The following is a 15172-nucleotide window of genomic DNA, read 5'->3' as shown; positions in this document are numbered from 1 at the left end:
AGGATTCACTACCGTAGATGATGCGCTCGGGATGGGCGGCATGGTCGTTTTCGTAACGATCCCACATGTAGTTATAGCCCGATACATCGAGATAATCGAAGGCACGGTGGGAGTCTTCTTCCCATTTGTACTGGCGGCGGTCCCAAAACCAGTTTACACCGGCAGTGATGGGACGGCTTGTGTCATATTTGTGTACGGTTTCAATCAGTCGGTGTGCAGCCTGGATTCCTGCTTCATCGGCACGGTCGGGTATTTCGTTACCGATGCTCCATAGAATGATACTAGGGTGATTGCGGTCGCGGCGGACTCCTGCGGAGAGGTCGCTGACGCTCCATTCGTTGAAATACTGGTGATAGTCTTCCAGTCGTTTGGGAGATAACCATTGGTCGAATGTTTCGTGGATGACGAGCATGCCCAGACGGTCGCAAGCATTCAGAAAGTTCTCCGAAGCCAGATTGTGCGAGCATCTCACGGCATTGAAACCATTGGCTTTCAGCAGTTCTACTTTCTTTTCATCTGCGCGGGCTATAGCGGCAGAACCTAATAAACCATTGTCATGGTGCAGGCATCCACCTTTCAGTTTCATCGGCTGACCGTTGAGCAAGAAGCCTTTATCGGCAGAAAAGGAGAGGGTACGTATACCGAAAGGTATCGTTAATTTATCGCATTCTTTAGTATCTGCATTCAGCGTAAGTACTGCTGTATATAAGTTTGGAGCATCTACCGACCATAACCTGGGATTGCTCAGAGAGAAAGTGGCTTCAACGGCTGTATTATCAGTCAGATTGGTTTCGTAGGTGGATTGATATACCTCTTTTCCGTCCGGACTAAAGACATTCAACGTAACGTTTCCACTGGTTGCATGGTCCTTTTTATTATGAATGAGGGTGGAGAAATGCACTTGTGCCTGCTTCTTGTCCAGGCGGGAAGCATCAATGAATGTATCCCACTTGTTGAGATGCACCGGATCGGTTGTAATAAGCCATACATTACGGAAAAGACCGGAACCGATATACCAACGGCTGTTATGCCCGTTGTTTACGGCTTTGATGGCGATCAGGTTCGGAGTGCCGGGAGCATTCAGGTAATTGGTGATATCTATTTGGTAGGGCGTGTAACTGTAGGCATTAAAGTAGGCTTTTCTACCGTTAATCCATACTTCCGATTGCGAGGAGGCAGCTTCAATGTAAAGGGTGGTGCATTTGCCGGCATCTTCTTTGGTGAGAGTAAACTCTTTTCTATACCAACCTTCGCCTCCGAGGGTTTGTCCTACATCCCATGCACCACCGCCCATCTGCTGATTGGCAGGATAACGCTTTTCACTTAATTTGGAAAAAGGACCTATAGTGATTCCGGAACATTGTTGGGCAACCGGTTCCACACTCCAGTCGTGCGGTAAGTTTAAGATACGCCATTGACCGTCATTATAGGTAGGTTGCTCAGCATTTGCTGCGCTACCCAGATGAAACTTCCATCCTTGATTAAATAATACTTCCCGATCGGAAGCATAGAGATTTCCTGTACATAGCAAATAGAGTGCGGGGATACAGAACGATAGCAATTTCTTTGTCTTCTTCATGTTTATTAGTTGTTGATGAAACACGGACAAAGAAAATGCTAACCCCTCATTTTTAAGGGAGTAAATAGCGGCATAAAAGTGGCAAAATCATATCATGCAAGGATTTGGTACCCTGTTGACAGGATTTTAACCCCTGTTTTCTTCCATGGGATGAGGAGAAGATTGATATTCGGTAGGGGTTGTTCCGAACTCTTCTTTGAAACATTTTGTGAAATACTTGGGATTGGTGAAACCTAATGAGTATGCTATTTCAGAAATGGATAGTTCATGCTCGGTGAGCATCCGGCAAGCTTGCTTCATTTTTATATTTCGAACGAAGTCCAACGGAGTCAATCCGGTTATTGCTTTCATCTTGCGATGCAAAGTCGATTTGGACATATTTAGTTCTTTGGATAGCCGGTCAAGGTCGAACTCACTTTCCTCCAAATGCGCTTCTACTATATCTGCTATCTGTTGTAGGAATCTCTTATCGGCAGCTTTCGGCTGAGTGGAAAGATCCATGACGCGCGATAATTCTTCTTTTAGTTTGATGGCATTTTTCTTCTTTAGCAGATTCAGGTAATAGCGTTGCGCCCAGTAAGCCATACCTGCGGCAAGTAGAAAATAGATGGTATAGGCCACCCAGGTTTCATACCAGGAAGGTAGTTGTACAATGACAAGCGGGGAAGCACATTCGGTCCAGTTATTGGCTTCGTCGGCATATTTTATGCGGAAGTTGTAAGTGCCTTTGGATAACTTATTATAGAAAGCAGAATGTTTGTCCGCATTGAGATAAACCCAGTCTTTGTCTACTCCCTCCAGCATCACGGCAATGCGTTTTTTCTCCTGCAAACCATATTCTAAGGAGGATAGGAAAATTTCTATATTGCGCTCATTAGGAGATAGGAATACTTTTTGGATGGTATTTCTTGATGCCTCTTTCTCCTTTGACAGCTCTTTTTCAAAGAAGATACTTTGATTATTTACTCTGATGTCAGTTACTTCGGGAGTGGTCTCTGTAGCATACAGGAGTGTTTCTTCCTTGCCGTCAATATGGATAAATCCGTTGTGTCCTCCGGCATAGATACCTCTTGCACCGTCGGAACAAGCTGCTTGTCCACGGAATAGATGGACTCTGATATTAGGGTCGGTCGTGGCATAATCAAGGAATGTTTCCGTGCGAAGATTATATTTCAGTATTTTCTTATTGGTAACAATCCACAAATATTGCTTGTCTATCAACATTTTCAGTATGGTGCAGTCGTCCAAAGCTCCATCAAACGATACTAACTTGAATTTGTCTTTTCCTTTGTCCGACTTAAAGATAAGTCCCGATGAAGAAGCGATCCACAAACAACCTTCGTAGTCGATGCACGAGAATTGGGCAGATTCTTCCGGGGTAGTGGAGAATGGGGCGGATTGTTGCTGGATGTGCAACTCATCGTCCAGTTGCAACCGTAGGATATGGTTTGAAGTTGAAATGGCCCATATATTCCCTGCTTGATCCATTGACAGATGGGACACATCTATTTGGTCGAGTGCCTTGCATAGGATAGTCTTGTGATTTGCAGGTATTATGAACAGGTTGTGTTCGGTCATTACCCACAGATTGGCTGCTGCATCTTCCAGTAATTGGGTGACGCTTCCACAGTTCTTTTGGATGGAATTCAGCGTTAATTCATAGTCTGTGACCAGCGAATTGCCATGACGAACCAATCGCATGATGTGAGGTAGATTGCGGTCACTAATCCATACCGCCATCCGTCGATACGATTTCATCATCAGATTGATTTCTTGTATTTTCCCCGAAAGATTGGCGTAAATCAGTTCATCCTTTTTCAGATTGTAGAGGCAAAGACCGAGTCGATCCTGACTGAGCCAAACTACCTCTTCCTCGTCAATGCACAAATGTAGGATATTGGTATCCCAGCCGAAGTCTTTCTTGAGCTGCGGCACCGAATAATGGCGAATGCCCGAATGGTCGAAACTGACCAGATTGGCCATGTCGTATGAACCTAACCACAAATTGCCTTCACGATCCTTCGTGATACGGGTGTACATCTTGTGAGTATCTACTTTGTCTTCTATATCTATGGGGATGATTTTCTGTTCGTCCGTTACGTCCAGTGCATACAACTCATTGTACGACAATACCCAGAGATAGTTGAACGAGTCGTCTTGCACAATACTGTATACCATTTCTTCGCTCTTCTTGCTCTTTTGGTTTATAATGGGGCAAGAGATGAAGTACTCTCCTTTCTTCGAATCGGGTTGAAACCTCCAAAAACCATCTCCCCAAGAACCAATCCAATATCTTCCATTCTTATCCTGAAACATGATGAAATAGTCGATATCTATCATACCCGGGAAGAAGGTGAATGTATCTTTCTTTATATCATATTTGCAGATTCCGTTTCCACCCAGCAATGCCCATATAGTACCGGATTTGTCTTCATAGATGCTGTTGATGACGGGAGAAGTACTTCTTATATTTAAGATTTCACGCATGGGGTACTTCCGGAGGACGTTTCCAAGAGAGTCGCAACGGTAGATAACACCTTCGGCAGCAACCCAAACTTGCCTGTTCTTTGCAGAGACAATGCATTCTATATTCTTTTGACAAAGCTCTTTGTCGGTGACAGGCTGCATCCGTAAGGTCTTCTTATCATATAAGTTCAGTCCTTTCCGTGTGCCGATCCATACGTATGCATCGTTTTCGGCAAAATCGGATATATGATTATCCGTCAGTAAGTGAGGGGAACGATAATCGTTTCGGAAAGTTTGGAGGTGATACCCGTCGTATCGGGCTACTCCGTTGGATGTGCCTATCCATAGATAACCTGTGTTATCTTGGAAGATATCCCAAATTTCGTTGGAAGTCAGGTCTGAGAAGAAAGGCATGGGTTTGGCTATAATCTCTTGTGCAAAACAAGGATTATAGTATAAAGCTGATAGGATGGTTAACAAAAAGGAGACGACTTTTTTCATGCTGTGTTTCTACTCATTTTCTTTGAAAGCACGTGCATCAACTTTGATGCACGTGTCCTTTCCATATACTCATAATCTTCTTTCGTATTGTTAATATGTTCAGCAAGGAGACTGCAAGGAACAGTATGCAACCTATAATAATACAAGGTAATAAAGATCCCGTTTCCAATTGTGGGAAGAGAGCTTGGATTACATCTGTATAGTAAGAGCGAATCCACATCACACTTCCGATGGCAAGAAATAAAACAAGTACATTCAGCCCTGCTGTAAGAATATAGTAAGGCAGTGCTACTCGTGTCGGACTATAGCCTAGCAACAGTAAATTTTCCAATTTTACGGTGTTTTTTTGAAGGAGCAGGAAGATACTCAACATCAATATATAGAAAGAAAGGATGCTGATGAAAAGACCTACTCCCAATACGATACCGGTAATAAGGCGAAGAAAGTAAGTCGTCTTGCCAGCATCCAAATTATCTCCTTCGGTTTCGTAGTTATGTTTCTGAAAGTAATCGGTTATTTTGGTATCAGTTGGGTTATTGACCTCTACAATCAGTCGGGAAGGCTGCGCTTCCTGGTCGGGAGCAAACGATTTATTAGCCCAGTCCATGAACGATTGAGGAACAAGAATTGTGTTCAGACGGTTGGAGAAACCTACAATATTCCCTTTGTATTGCTCTACCCGTCCGTTACCTCGCATCATGATATCCATTTGTACCAAGCTCATTAACCCTTCCGAAAGTTTGGGCAGACTGCGGCTTTGTGCAAAACCGAAGTTATAAAGATTCAAGTAATTGCGGGGAATGATAATAGGGATAGAATGTGTATTCTCATCGAAGTGCCATTTCTCCAGGCTGACGTCTACATATTCATCAGGTACAGCTTCAAAAAACATCTCCGTAGAGAGATGAATACCTGCTTCTTGCATTCCTAGCCCTGCGGATACCTTGAATAGTGAAGGAGTAAAGCCACCTACACTTTTCGTAAAAGGCTGACTTTTCAACTCTTTTATTTCATCATTCGTAAAAGTATTACTTTTACCTGCAAAACTGCCAAGGGTACTTATCTTTTTCGTAGCAATAATATAATCTTTCTTCATAAAGCTGTCTCCCTCTGTAAAGATAGGGAGTACATCGCGATAGAATTGTACACTCAGCAATACAATCATCATTCCGAAGAGATTGGCAAGAAAGAAGCCGCTTAGCTGTCCGATGCTGATATGTTGACGAAGAAGTTTCCAAACAAGTCTGTTCATTGTATAGTAGTTGTTAGTTATAACTTATAGCTAAAGTCATATTCTAGTTCTATATGTTTTCCAATTGAAGTCACAATAATACCTGCTCCTTGGCGCTCTACTTCTTCTGTAAGCATCCTACTCATGATAGCTCCGTTCTCATCATCCAGATGGCTGACGGGTTCATCTAGAAAAATGAAGTCGAAAGGCTGGCAAAGGCTGCGGATAAAGGCAACCCGTTGTTGTTGACCAAAGGAAAGTTTGGCAGCTTTCTCGTTCACTTTATCAGAGATACCAAGAGCTTCGAAAAGGGCGAGGATATCCTTTTTCCTTTTATAATTGGTGAGCCGGTTCTTTAGCTGTACATTCTCGAAGGCAGTAAGTTCGGGGAAGATACGTAGTTCCTGGAATAGGATGCTGAGGGAGTGTTTGCGTATTTCCACCCATTCGTTGATGGAGAGTGAACAAATATTTCGTTCATCAAAATTAATGATACCTTGGTAATCACGGCGATAGCCGTAAATGAAACTGCAAAGAGAAGATTTTCCGGTACCCGAAGCTGCTTCTATCAAGTAACGTTTCCCTTTGCAGAATAATATATCTTGATGCCATACGTCCGAAGTGATGGCATCACGGTCAGCAAAAACTTGAGGCAAGGTCTGCTGGAGATGAATGCTGTTCATGTGTAAATAGTAAATAGTGTTTAGTGATTAATGATTAGTGATTAGTGATTACTATGCGGCATAATTGCGCAGCCAATTAATCACTAATCACTAACCACTAATCACTATTTTTACATTCCTGCAAACTCCTTGATAAAGTTTACAATCTGTTTTAGTGCATTTACATTCTTGTCTTTCAATTGCAAGGTGATAATGGCGTTGTTGTCTTCACCTACTGCTTCGAGATAAGAAATATTGTTGGCAAGAGTATAATAGGTGTTATATTCAGCTCCGCCGTATTCGGCCATCATTTTGACGAGCGGCAACTCGAGAACAGCTTCTGCATTGATTACGAAGGCAGAGCGTTTGCCTTTCAATCCGGATGCAAAGTTTGTATCTTTGAGTGAAGGATCAACGGTTTTGCAGATATTCTTGTACAGCAATTCATCATTGGTGGCATACATTTGCTTGTCGCGTACACCAAAGAAAATATTAATATCACGTGATTTGAAGACATATTCATCTTCGCTTAGTTTCACGATGTCCTCTCCTTTTTTCAATCCCAGTTCAGCCTTCTTTTCGTAGAGAGCTTTCAGGGCGGCATTACTTTTAACACTGGCGTATGCAAGGAAAGAAGGTGCATTGCTCATGGTTACGTTGATAAGCCCGATGGTGAGATCGTTTTGGAAAGTGCTGAACAGATTCTTTACCTCGGCAGCTTTTGTGATCGAAAACTCGTTGCGGAATTGTTCGTTCTCCTGCAACAAATTGTACATCTGTTCGCCATTGATACCTACACTGAGCAGTGCTACTGTAGATTTCGGGAAATATTTCAGGAACGTGTTTTCGATAGGACAAGTACTTTTTACTTGCTTTTCGAACATTGCTTTCAGTTCGGCATTCTCTGTAAAGTTCTCAATCTGCATTTCTATTTTGCCTTTTTCGAAGGAGAGACTACCCAGCATTATCAGGTCTTTCAGGTCGATGTCCTTAGCCAGACCGTAGTTCATTTGCTTGGTATATGCACCCAGCAGACTGGAAGGCGAAAGGAACATATTGACATCTCCCTTCATTTTTTGCATCTTCTTGAAAGCAGGATTGTTGATGATACTGTTTGCTTCAGTTTGCTTCAGCAAGGCGGCGATCCCTTCTTTTACTTTATCAAGATTAGCAGGATTTTTGCTGTTCACAATCATAAATGTATTGGCGTTGAATGCCAGTAAGGCTTGTCCTTCGATGGTTACATAGCTGTAGCCGTCGCCACTTGCGATAGCACTGCTTATTTGTTCCTTCTGTGCTACTTCAAGGAAATTTTTGAGATCGTCTTCACTGCTTACTTTGGCTACTACAGTAGCATAGTCAAAGGTCGGAGCACTGAAAAGATAAATCGGAGCGGTTACATCCACACCCGATTTGGAAGGATCTTTCATCACAGATTCCAGTTGCTGGAAGGTAGCGGCATTCATACCACTCTTCATAGCATCTGTCAGTTTCTTCAACGCTTCTTTGTTTTCTTTATCGTTGATGCCGGATTTATCAGCCAATGACTTCAGGTTGATGGACACTAACTGAGTTGCGTTGGCGGGAATGGCATTGGTGTACTCTGCCTTTTGGGAGCAAGAGCTTACAAATACAATCAGCACTGCAAGTACCGAAAGACGGAAGAATAGACTTTTTTTCATATCATTATTGTTTTGATGAATGTTTATTGATTTTGTAAATTCAGGAGGTGGCAGGCAACTAGTGCAGCTGTTTCCGTTCGCAACCTTGATTTTCCCAGACTAATAGGAGTAAAGCCGTTTTCTATAGCCTTCTTTACCTCGTCTTCGCTGAAATCGCCTTCGGGACCAATAAGTACCAGTGCATCTTCACCTTTGCGGACGATGTCTTTCAGCAAAGGCTTTTCTCCTTCATAGCAGTGAGCTATGAACTTTTGTCCTTTAAAAGGTTGTGTGATAAATTTGTTGAAGTCCGTCATCTTGTTCAACTTGGGCAGACGTGCTTTGAGCGATTGCTTGATGGCGGAAATCAGTATTTTAGAAATACGTTCCGTTTTGATAACCTTACGTTCCGAGAAGCGGCAGTTCAGGAATGTCAGCTCGTCGAAACCTATTTCAGTAGCTTTCTCGGCAAACCATTCCGTGCGATCCATATTTTTGGTAGGTGCCATAGCAAGGTGCAGATGCCCACTCCATAGAGGTTCCTGCGGAATAGTATCTATAATATTCAGGAGGCAGCGCTTATGGGAAGCGGTGCTTATTTCTGCACGATAGAAGTTGCCTGTACCATCGGTCAGCATCACTTCATCGCCTGGCTGAAGACGCAAGACGCGTACGGCATGTGAAGCTTCCTCTTCGGGTAACTCGGGCTGGGTTTGTATATCAGGTGTGTAGAATACGTGCATAAGGTGTTATAGTTTGTTTTTACGTTGGTTTATCTGGTCTCTCAGGAGGGCGGCACGCTCATAGTCTTCATCCTTCACTGCTTTTTCCAGAGCTGTTTTTAGAATGTCCAAAGCATCTTCTTGTTTTAAACCGTCATTAGCGAAATTAGGGTTGATGATGCTGGTGGCACTCTCTCCGGTTTTTACGCATTCTGTTTCCAGAATATCTTCATAAATAAAGATAGGCGCACTCATTCTTATGGCAAGGGCTACGGCATCGCTGGTGCGGGCATCAATGCGAAGAACGGTTTCATCAGCTTTCATATAAAGATAAGAGTAGAAAACGCCGTTATCTACTTTGTAAATAAGCACTCGCAATAGCTCTACATGCAGTACCTCGAGTACGGAGGCAAAAAGATTATGAGTCAATGGGCGTGGTGGTACGATACCTTTTAACTCGATAATCATTGTTTGGGCTTCGGAAGCACCAATGATTACCGGAAGTTGACGTTCTCCGTCCACTTCGGCCAATACCAAGGCGTATGCACCAACTTGCGCCTGGCTATTAGATATATTCAATACTTGTAGTTCAACTTTCTTTTTGTCCATAACTCTATTTTTATCTTCAGTCCTTGCCAGTTACGGGACGGTGTTTGTACTTGAATACAATGGCAAACAGGATTCCGATTACTAATGCGTATGCTGCAAAGACGAGCCAGATATCTGTCCACTCACGGCTCAATACTTTACCATCTGCATACACAGAGAAGGCGTCTACCACTGCACCACTGGCATATCCTCCGATTATGGCTCCTAGTCCGTTGGTCATCATGAAGAACAGTCCCTGCGCACTGGCGCGAGTCGAAGAACTTGTCTCTTGTTCAACAAATAAAGAGCCGGAAATGTTGAAGAAATCGAATGCCATTCCATATACAATCATTGAAAGAATAAGCATCCATAAACCGGAACCGGGATCTCCGAAACCAAATAGGCCGAACCTGAATACCCAGGCGAACATACTGATCAGCATAACTTGCTTAATACCAAAATGTTTCAGAAAGAAGGGGATGGCAAGAATAAACAGTGTTTCGGACATTTGTGAAATGGATAGTATAATGACCGAGTGTTTTACTCCGAATGAATCGGCGTACTCCGGTATACTGGAAAAACTGCCTAAGAAAAGATCTCCATACGTATTTGTTATCTGTAATGCGGCTCCCAGCAACATGGAGAAAAAGAAGAAGATAGCCATCTTTTTCTTCTTGAACAGCACTAATGCATCCAAGCCGAACATAGAAAGCATTGATTTATTTTCTGATTTTGCAGGGGGACATGCAGGAAGAGTGAATGAGTAGAATCCCAACAGTAAGGCAGAAACTGCACCCACATAAAGCTGGGCGCTCGAATTCTTGAATCCGGTGAGGTCTACAGCCCACATGGCGCAAATAAATCCGATAGTTCCCCAAACGCGAATGGGAGGGAAGTCTTTGATCAAATCACAATGATGTTTTTCCAATGCATTGTAAGATACGGTATTAGCCAAGGCTAAGGTCGGCATATAAACCAATAGGTTTAGTAACATGGCCCAGTACATTTGGTTATATCCTGTAGCTGTAGATGCATAGAAAAGGCAGGCGGCACCGGCAATATGACAAAGTCCGTACAATCGTTCGGCATTGAACCACTTGTCGGCTATGATACCTATGATACCAGGCATTATTAATGAGGCAATACCCATCGTTGCGAAAATTGCTCCGATTTGCCCACCTTCGAAGTGGAGTTCTCTACCCATATAGCCACCCAATGAAATCAACCACGCTCCCCACACAAAGAATTGTAGGAAGTTCATAATGATTAAACGATACTTTATACTCATAAATATTTCTTTATTATGTGTTTTTCTAAAAAAATAGTTAGGCAAATGTAGGTAAATTCTCGGAAAGGTCGATGTTAACAGAGGAAAAAAGCATTCATATCGGTATATTAAAAAGTATTCATACGGGTATATAAAAAAAGAAGGGTATCTATCCCAGACACCCAATCTTCATAACCTTAAATCTAATACCATGAAAAACACAGTGCAAATGTAAAAGTTTTATGTTATACAACATAGTAATATGACTAAAATCTTTCTTTTGTTAACTATAATTAAGATATAAAGGGCGCTGAAGGTATCTTTAGCGATGACTACTCCTCCATTTTCTTTCAGTTGGGAGTGAGGGATGGTATGGGGATAGTGTGGAGTTTCAGGGATAATTGCCGGGCGTTTACTTCTGAATTCCCTGGCATTTCAGTAGCAAATGCCTGAGGTTTCAGTAGCAAATGCCTGGGATTTCAAGAGCAAATGCCTGAGGTTTCAAGAGCAAACGTCGGGGGGAAATTTCCCCTTTAAGGTTCAAAAGGGTCACAAGGTTCTTTAGGAACCTACTTTCCCCGCGACATTTCTTTTTTAACGTGAGTTCGATGCATGGCTCTTCGTCACTTTAGGTGCAACCTGTATATTTTCAAAGCTTGATCTATAGAGAGATTGAAGTACGTTTAGATCAAAATTTCATATTGGTTTATTGATATGAATTAAAACATCATGAAACGCCGATGGATAGGAGTGTTGAAGAAAAATAGCTGCACCTAAAGTGACGAAGAACCAAAAACTTGGTTCATACGTAACGTGATATAATAGATAACTCATTATTTAGCGGGTTATATCTTTATAACAAAGGTACGAAAATCAGTAATGAATAGGGATTGAAACCGCTGTGTATATAGAAGGGGGCTTGAGGGGGAGTTGCTTCATAAAAGCGAGGGGCAGAAGGGATTGTAAGAGTGTGTTTGGATCACTAATTGCGGAAGTGAAATTAGAAGGTATGCTATAGGGCATGATGATGGCATATAATAGTGTAGGAAATAATCTTTTCTCATAATTATTTGGTATATTGCGACGTTGTTATGATAAAATAATGGGCTATTATGGAAAAACAAATAGTATCTAAGCCTGAGGTCAAGACTCTTCCTTTTGCTTCTTCAACTCTGCAAAGCAGAGAAAAGCATACAGATACGCTTGCTTTTACGGATAATCGGGTGCAATTTAAGAAGTTGGCTTCGACTATAAGTGCTATAAATGGGGGAGTGGTGCAGAGGGAAAAGATAGGTGTTGAAACATTTATAGATATGTGTATGACCATTATCAGTAATATACGTCCGGATCTTAGATTGGCTGAAAAGGATATGTGCGAAACATATCATCCTCTCAAATTAATGGAGTTACAAGTGTATTTGGAACGGCAGTTATTATCTCTGGCAGGGGTATATGCATCTGAATCCATTGATGATGCGAATTATAATGCTCTATTATTAAGTTCTACTATAAATACTTTATCTGAATGTGTAACGTTAAAACAAACTATACCACAACTTATTCCGGTCGTTGCCACGCATCTTATAGATCATTTCCAAAAACTAATAAAATCAAAGATTAATGATGAAGATGTAGTTGATAAAGCTAAAGTCTTATGTAGTGATAATCCTATTGAAATTTATGCAAAAAATGTTTTGCCACTTAAAGAAGTAGTTCCGATAATAAAGGATATGACTACAAGAAGTGCTATCCCTTGTGATACTTGTATAAATATGCTGGTTAATCAGTTAAAAACACGTGTGTTGGCTTTAAATAAAAATGACGTCCGCCAAATAGCAGCTCCATTAGCAACGTATGGAAATATTACGTTTACTCCTAGCGATGTATGTGGCTTTACATCTTTAGCATTCTATGAATATCTTAATGGGGAATCAGATTCATATAGAACTGATTATTTTGAAGTTGACACTTCGTTTGTAGAACGTATAAATAAACTGTCATTAGCATGCCAAGTTCCTTCTAACGGGGATGCTCCTGATATTTTAGAGGCGGGGCAACATATTCTTCCTCAGTCTGCTTCGAATTTCAATGAGAAGTATCCTAACCTTGCAGGACTAATTAAGAACGCAAAGCCTACCATTACCCCCCTAGAAGTAGCAACGGTGATTACTGACTTTGAAAAGTATTTAAAGGAAAAATGCAAAGTCTGGATTGGTATTCCTTACGCCACATGGTTTAAAGATGACCATCCCGTGGAAAAATGGGATTATCAAAGTATGATAGCCCAAATTGAAAAGAAGGTTAATATTCAAGAGATGATTGACGGTCCAAATGATAGTGAAATACATGAGAAGAGGGGAGATGATAATCCAGATAGTAGTGATAAATTTTCTATTCTTGACCTTAGTAACGCTATGAAACTGCAAAATAGATCGGCGGCTTATCCGGCTTGGAGAGTTGACAAGGACCTACGTGCTGCCGGGAAAAAGATGGATTTTTCTGAATTTCCTATTTATGGATATCTCGGCTTTTGGGATGAAGATACTTTTGGAATTGGTCATTCTACAGGGTACGGTGCAATCCATGTAGCACTATCAATTAATTTTGTCAAAAATAATTCAAGTCGAATTCGTTATAAAGGGGGCGTAAATTTACCGGAATATGAAGATGTTATTGAAATGATAGATAAAACATTAGATAAAGCATTAGATATGACATTTTCAGATAGCGATAATTGTTGTGCAGGAGCCTTATTAAATTTTTTGTATGGGCTGGCCGTAACTCCACCGCTTAAAGAGATGGAAGTAGTAATATATGGGGGAAATTATAATCTTATAAGAGATACTGACCTTGAACTAATTATAGGTTACCCTGAAAAGAAAGACGATGAAGGATTGACCCCGGGACAAGTGGATGTGGTGACAAGTTGGGCTAGAAGTATAGGAAAGTTTGTACGTTGTGAGACCAATAAATCACCTAAGGATCATGTTGAGCCTAATGAGATTAATTATAAAATTAATGATCTCTTTCCGGATTCAAAATCGGCCATTAATGATATGTATCTGATTAGTGCAGCGTCAGATGCAATTGAGGATGTGATTAATTGTCCAATATGGGGAAACCCTGCGCCTGATGCAATTGAGTTAATAAAAGGAATGAACAGTTCTTCTTGCGCTTTTTTGGGTAGATCCATAAGCATGGTTCGTAAGCTTAATCATTCTGAGAATTCTATGGTCCAAGAATTTTTCAACTGCTTTTATCCTATGTTTAATGAGGATTTTATATTAACGAAGCTTAAATCGTTTAATTTACGGTTAGATTCTTTTAAAATGAAATATGCTATTGTATAAATGTAACTAAAGCTTTAAATAAATTCCTCTAATTTAGTTTTGTTTGACAAATAAGTAATAGATATGTAACCATTCAGCCTAAATATTTACTGATAATCAGATATATAAAAATCTTCATAAGGTGATAGTTGATTGTGTAACATATAAGATATATCATAATGGATAGAAATATGACTAAATGCAATGCTACTATCACGAATATTACTTCAATTTTATAGAAATGATATAATTTTAGGCTGAATAGTTACAATAGATATTTAATATTGAAATGCAGGCTGCGTGATTCAGATATTGAAAGTCAGAGGCTCTCTGTTGGGATTATCGGTATATAGTTTGTTTATACATTGAAAACTCAGACCCTTTTACCATTAATGCTATGATATTTTGTGCTGATTGGTGAGGGTATGCGTATATATTTATTATTATACGTTAATCTTCATATTCATCATCATCTAAATCAAGCAAATCATCATCGCATGTACATTCTTCTTTAAAATAAACTCCACATCTATCACAGTAAGGTACAAAAGCAAAGAACCACCCGATTGCCCAACATAAGAAGCCTATTTCTATTGAAAATCTTTTCCATGAAGTATAATCTCTGCTTCGATAAATTTTGATAAATGGCAAAAAGTAGATTTGATTTAGATATCTACCTGTTCTAAATTGTATTTTCATAATGCTCCTTTCTTATTAATTTTACATCATTTCTTATATCGAACTTCTTTACGTAGGATTATCTTGAACTATATTAATCCCCAAGAAAACAATATGACCCGAATTGAGATAGTACTACATTATGACACACCTTCAATTAAGTTACTCTGCGAATGCATCGAACTCACGTTAAAAAAGAAATGTCGCGGGGAAAGTAGGTTCCTAAAGAACCTTGTGAACCCTAAATGCATGTGCGAAAGAACCACGATTATTGCTGAAAATATTGCTAAAAAGCTGATAACCTGATGTATGTTACTTTATTCTACATACAGAACCAGTCCCTTCAAGTATTCTCCTTCCGGGTGATAGATATTTACCGGATGATCGGCAGGTTGTGTAAGTTGATGCAGGATGCGTACACTGCGACCAGCTATAGCAGCGGCAGTGAATACGGCAGTACGGAAATTCTCTTTGCTGACGGCTTGAGA

At 40.7% G+C, this 15172-nt stretch carries 10 protein-coding genes and 1 pseudogene; 1 reads left to right on the top strand and 10 read right to left on the bottom strand.

Features of this window, described 5'->3' with window-relative positions; genetic code table 11:
- The 8 genes from Q1W14_RS12100 to Q1W14_RS12065 all read right to left on the bottom strand — a co-directional run.
- On the bottom strand, positions 1–1579 hold a 1579-nt coding region (locus Q1W14_RS12100), incomplete at its 3' end, for a glycoside hydrolase family 2 TIM barrel-domain containing protein (protein WP_300701780.1).
- A 126-nt stretch (positions 1580–1705) separates the two neighbouring features.
- Positions 1706–4546, bottom strand: a complete 2841-nt coding sequence (locus Q1W14_RS12095) for a two-component regulator propeller domain-containing protein (RefSeq protein WP_300701779.1) — start codon at positions 4544–4546, stop codon at positions 1706–1708.
- 37 nt (positions 4547–4583) lie between these two features.
- Positions 4584–5798, bottom strand: coding sequence for an ABC transporter permease (locus tag Q1W14_RS12090; RefSeq protein ID WP_300701778.1), 1215 nt, complete (start codon positions 5796–5798; stop codon positions 4584–4586).
- Positions 5799–5815: 17 nt separating this feature from the next.
- On the bottom strand, positions 5816–6460 hold the full coding sequence (locus Q1W14_RS12085; protein WP_300701777.1) for an ATP-binding cassette domain-containing protein: 645 nt from the start codon (positions 6458–6460) through the stop codon (positions 5816–5818).
- A 110-nt stretch (positions 6461–6570) separates the two neighbouring features.
- Positions 6571–8121 (bottom strand): DUF4836 family protein, encoded by a 1551-nt coding sequence (locus Q1W14_RS12080; protein WP_300701776.1) that lies wholly within the window; start codon positions 8119–8121, stop codon positions 6571–6573.
- A gap of 23 nt (positions 8122–8144) precedes the next feature.
- On the bottom strand, positions 8145–8843 hold the full coding sequence (locus tag Q1W14_RS12075) for a 16S rRNA (uracil(1498)-N(3))-methyltransferase (RefSeq protein ID WP_300701775.1): 699 nt from the start codon (positions 8841–8843) through the stop codon (positions 8145–8147).
- A gap of 6 nt (positions 8844–8849) precedes the next feature.
- Entirely contained in the window at positions 8850–9431 is a 582-nt protein-coding gene (locus Q1W14_RS12070) for a bifunctional nuclease domain-containing protein (protein ID WP_300701774.1), read from the bottom strand.
- 16 nt (positions 9432–9447) lie between these two features.
- Positions 9448–10698, bottom strand: a complete 1251-nt coding sequence (locus Q1W14_RS12065) for a nucleoside permease (RefSeq protein ID WP_300701773.1) — start codon at positions 10696–10698, stop codon at positions 9448–9450.
- A gap of 1091 nt (positions 10699–11789) precedes the next feature.
- Here Q1W14_RS12065 and Q1W14_RS12060 point away from each other — a divergent pair.
- Positions 11790–14027, top strand: coding sequence for a hypothetical protein (locus tag Q1W14_RS12060; RefSeq protein WP_300701772.1), 2238 nt, complete (start codon positions 11790–11792; stop codon positions 14025–14027).
- A gap of 429 nt (positions 14028–14456) precedes the next feature.
- Here Q1W14_RS12060 and Q1W14_RS12055 read toward each other — a convergent pair whose 3' ends face one another.
- Entirely contained in the window at positions 14457–14705 is a 249-nt protein-coding gene (locus Q1W14_RS12055; RefSeq protein WP_300701771.1) for a hypothetical protein, read from the bottom strand.
- A gap of 296 nt (positions 14706–15001) precedes the next feature.
- Positions 15002–15172, bottom strand: a pseudogene (locus Q1W14_RS12050) (class I SAM-dependent rRNA methyltransferase); the annotation flags it as partial.

Origin of the sequence: Bacteroides sp., assembly GCF_030151085.1 — a bacterium.
Taxonomy (GTDB): Bacteria; Bacteroidota; Bacteroidia; order Bacteroidales; family Bacteroidaceae; genus Bacteroides.
Note: the sequence above shows the minus strand (reverse complement) of the source record. Positions and strands in the feature narration are given on the sequence as shown.

Excerpts from the sequence above, each read along its gene's own strand:
- Q1W14_RS12095 (WP_300701779.1), bottom strand. The coding sequence starts at position 4,546 with ATGAAAAAAGTCGTCTCCTTTTTGTTAACCATCCTATCAGCTTTATAC.
- Q1W14_RS12090 (WP_300701778.1), bottom strand. The coding sequence starts at position 5,798 with ATGAACAGACTTGTTTGGAAACTTCTTCGTCAACATATCAGCATCGGA.
- Q1W14_RS12085 (WP_300701777.1), bottom strand. The coding sequence starts at position 6,460 with ATGAACAGCATTCATCTCCAGCAGACCTTGCCTCAAGTTTTTGCTGAC.
- Q1W14_RS12080 (WP_300701776.1), bottom strand. The coding sequence starts at position 8,121 with ATGAAAAAAAGTCTATTCTTCCGTCTTTCGGTACTTGCAGTGCTGATT.
- Q1W14_RS12075 (WP_300701775.1), bottom strand. The coding sequence starts at position 8,843 with ATGCACGTATTCTACACACCTGATATACAAACCCAGCCCGAGTTACCC.
- Q1W14_RS12070 (WP_300701774.1), bottom strand. The coding sequence starts at position 9,431 with ATGGACAAAAAGAAAGTTGAACTACAAGTATTGAATATATCTAATAGC.
- Q1W14_RS12065 (WP_300701773.1), bottom strand. The coding sequence starts at position 10,698 with ATGAGTATAAAGTATCGTTTAATCATTATGAACTTCCTACAATTCTTT.
- Q1W14_RS12060 (WP_300701772.1), top strand. The coding sequence starts at position 11,790 with ATGGAAAAACAAATAGTATCTAAGCCTGAGGTCAAGACTCTTCCTTTT.
- Q1W14_RS12055 (WP_300701771.1), bottom strand. The coding sequence starts at position 14,705 with ATGAAAATACAATTTAGAACAGGTAGATATCTAAATCAAATCTACTTT.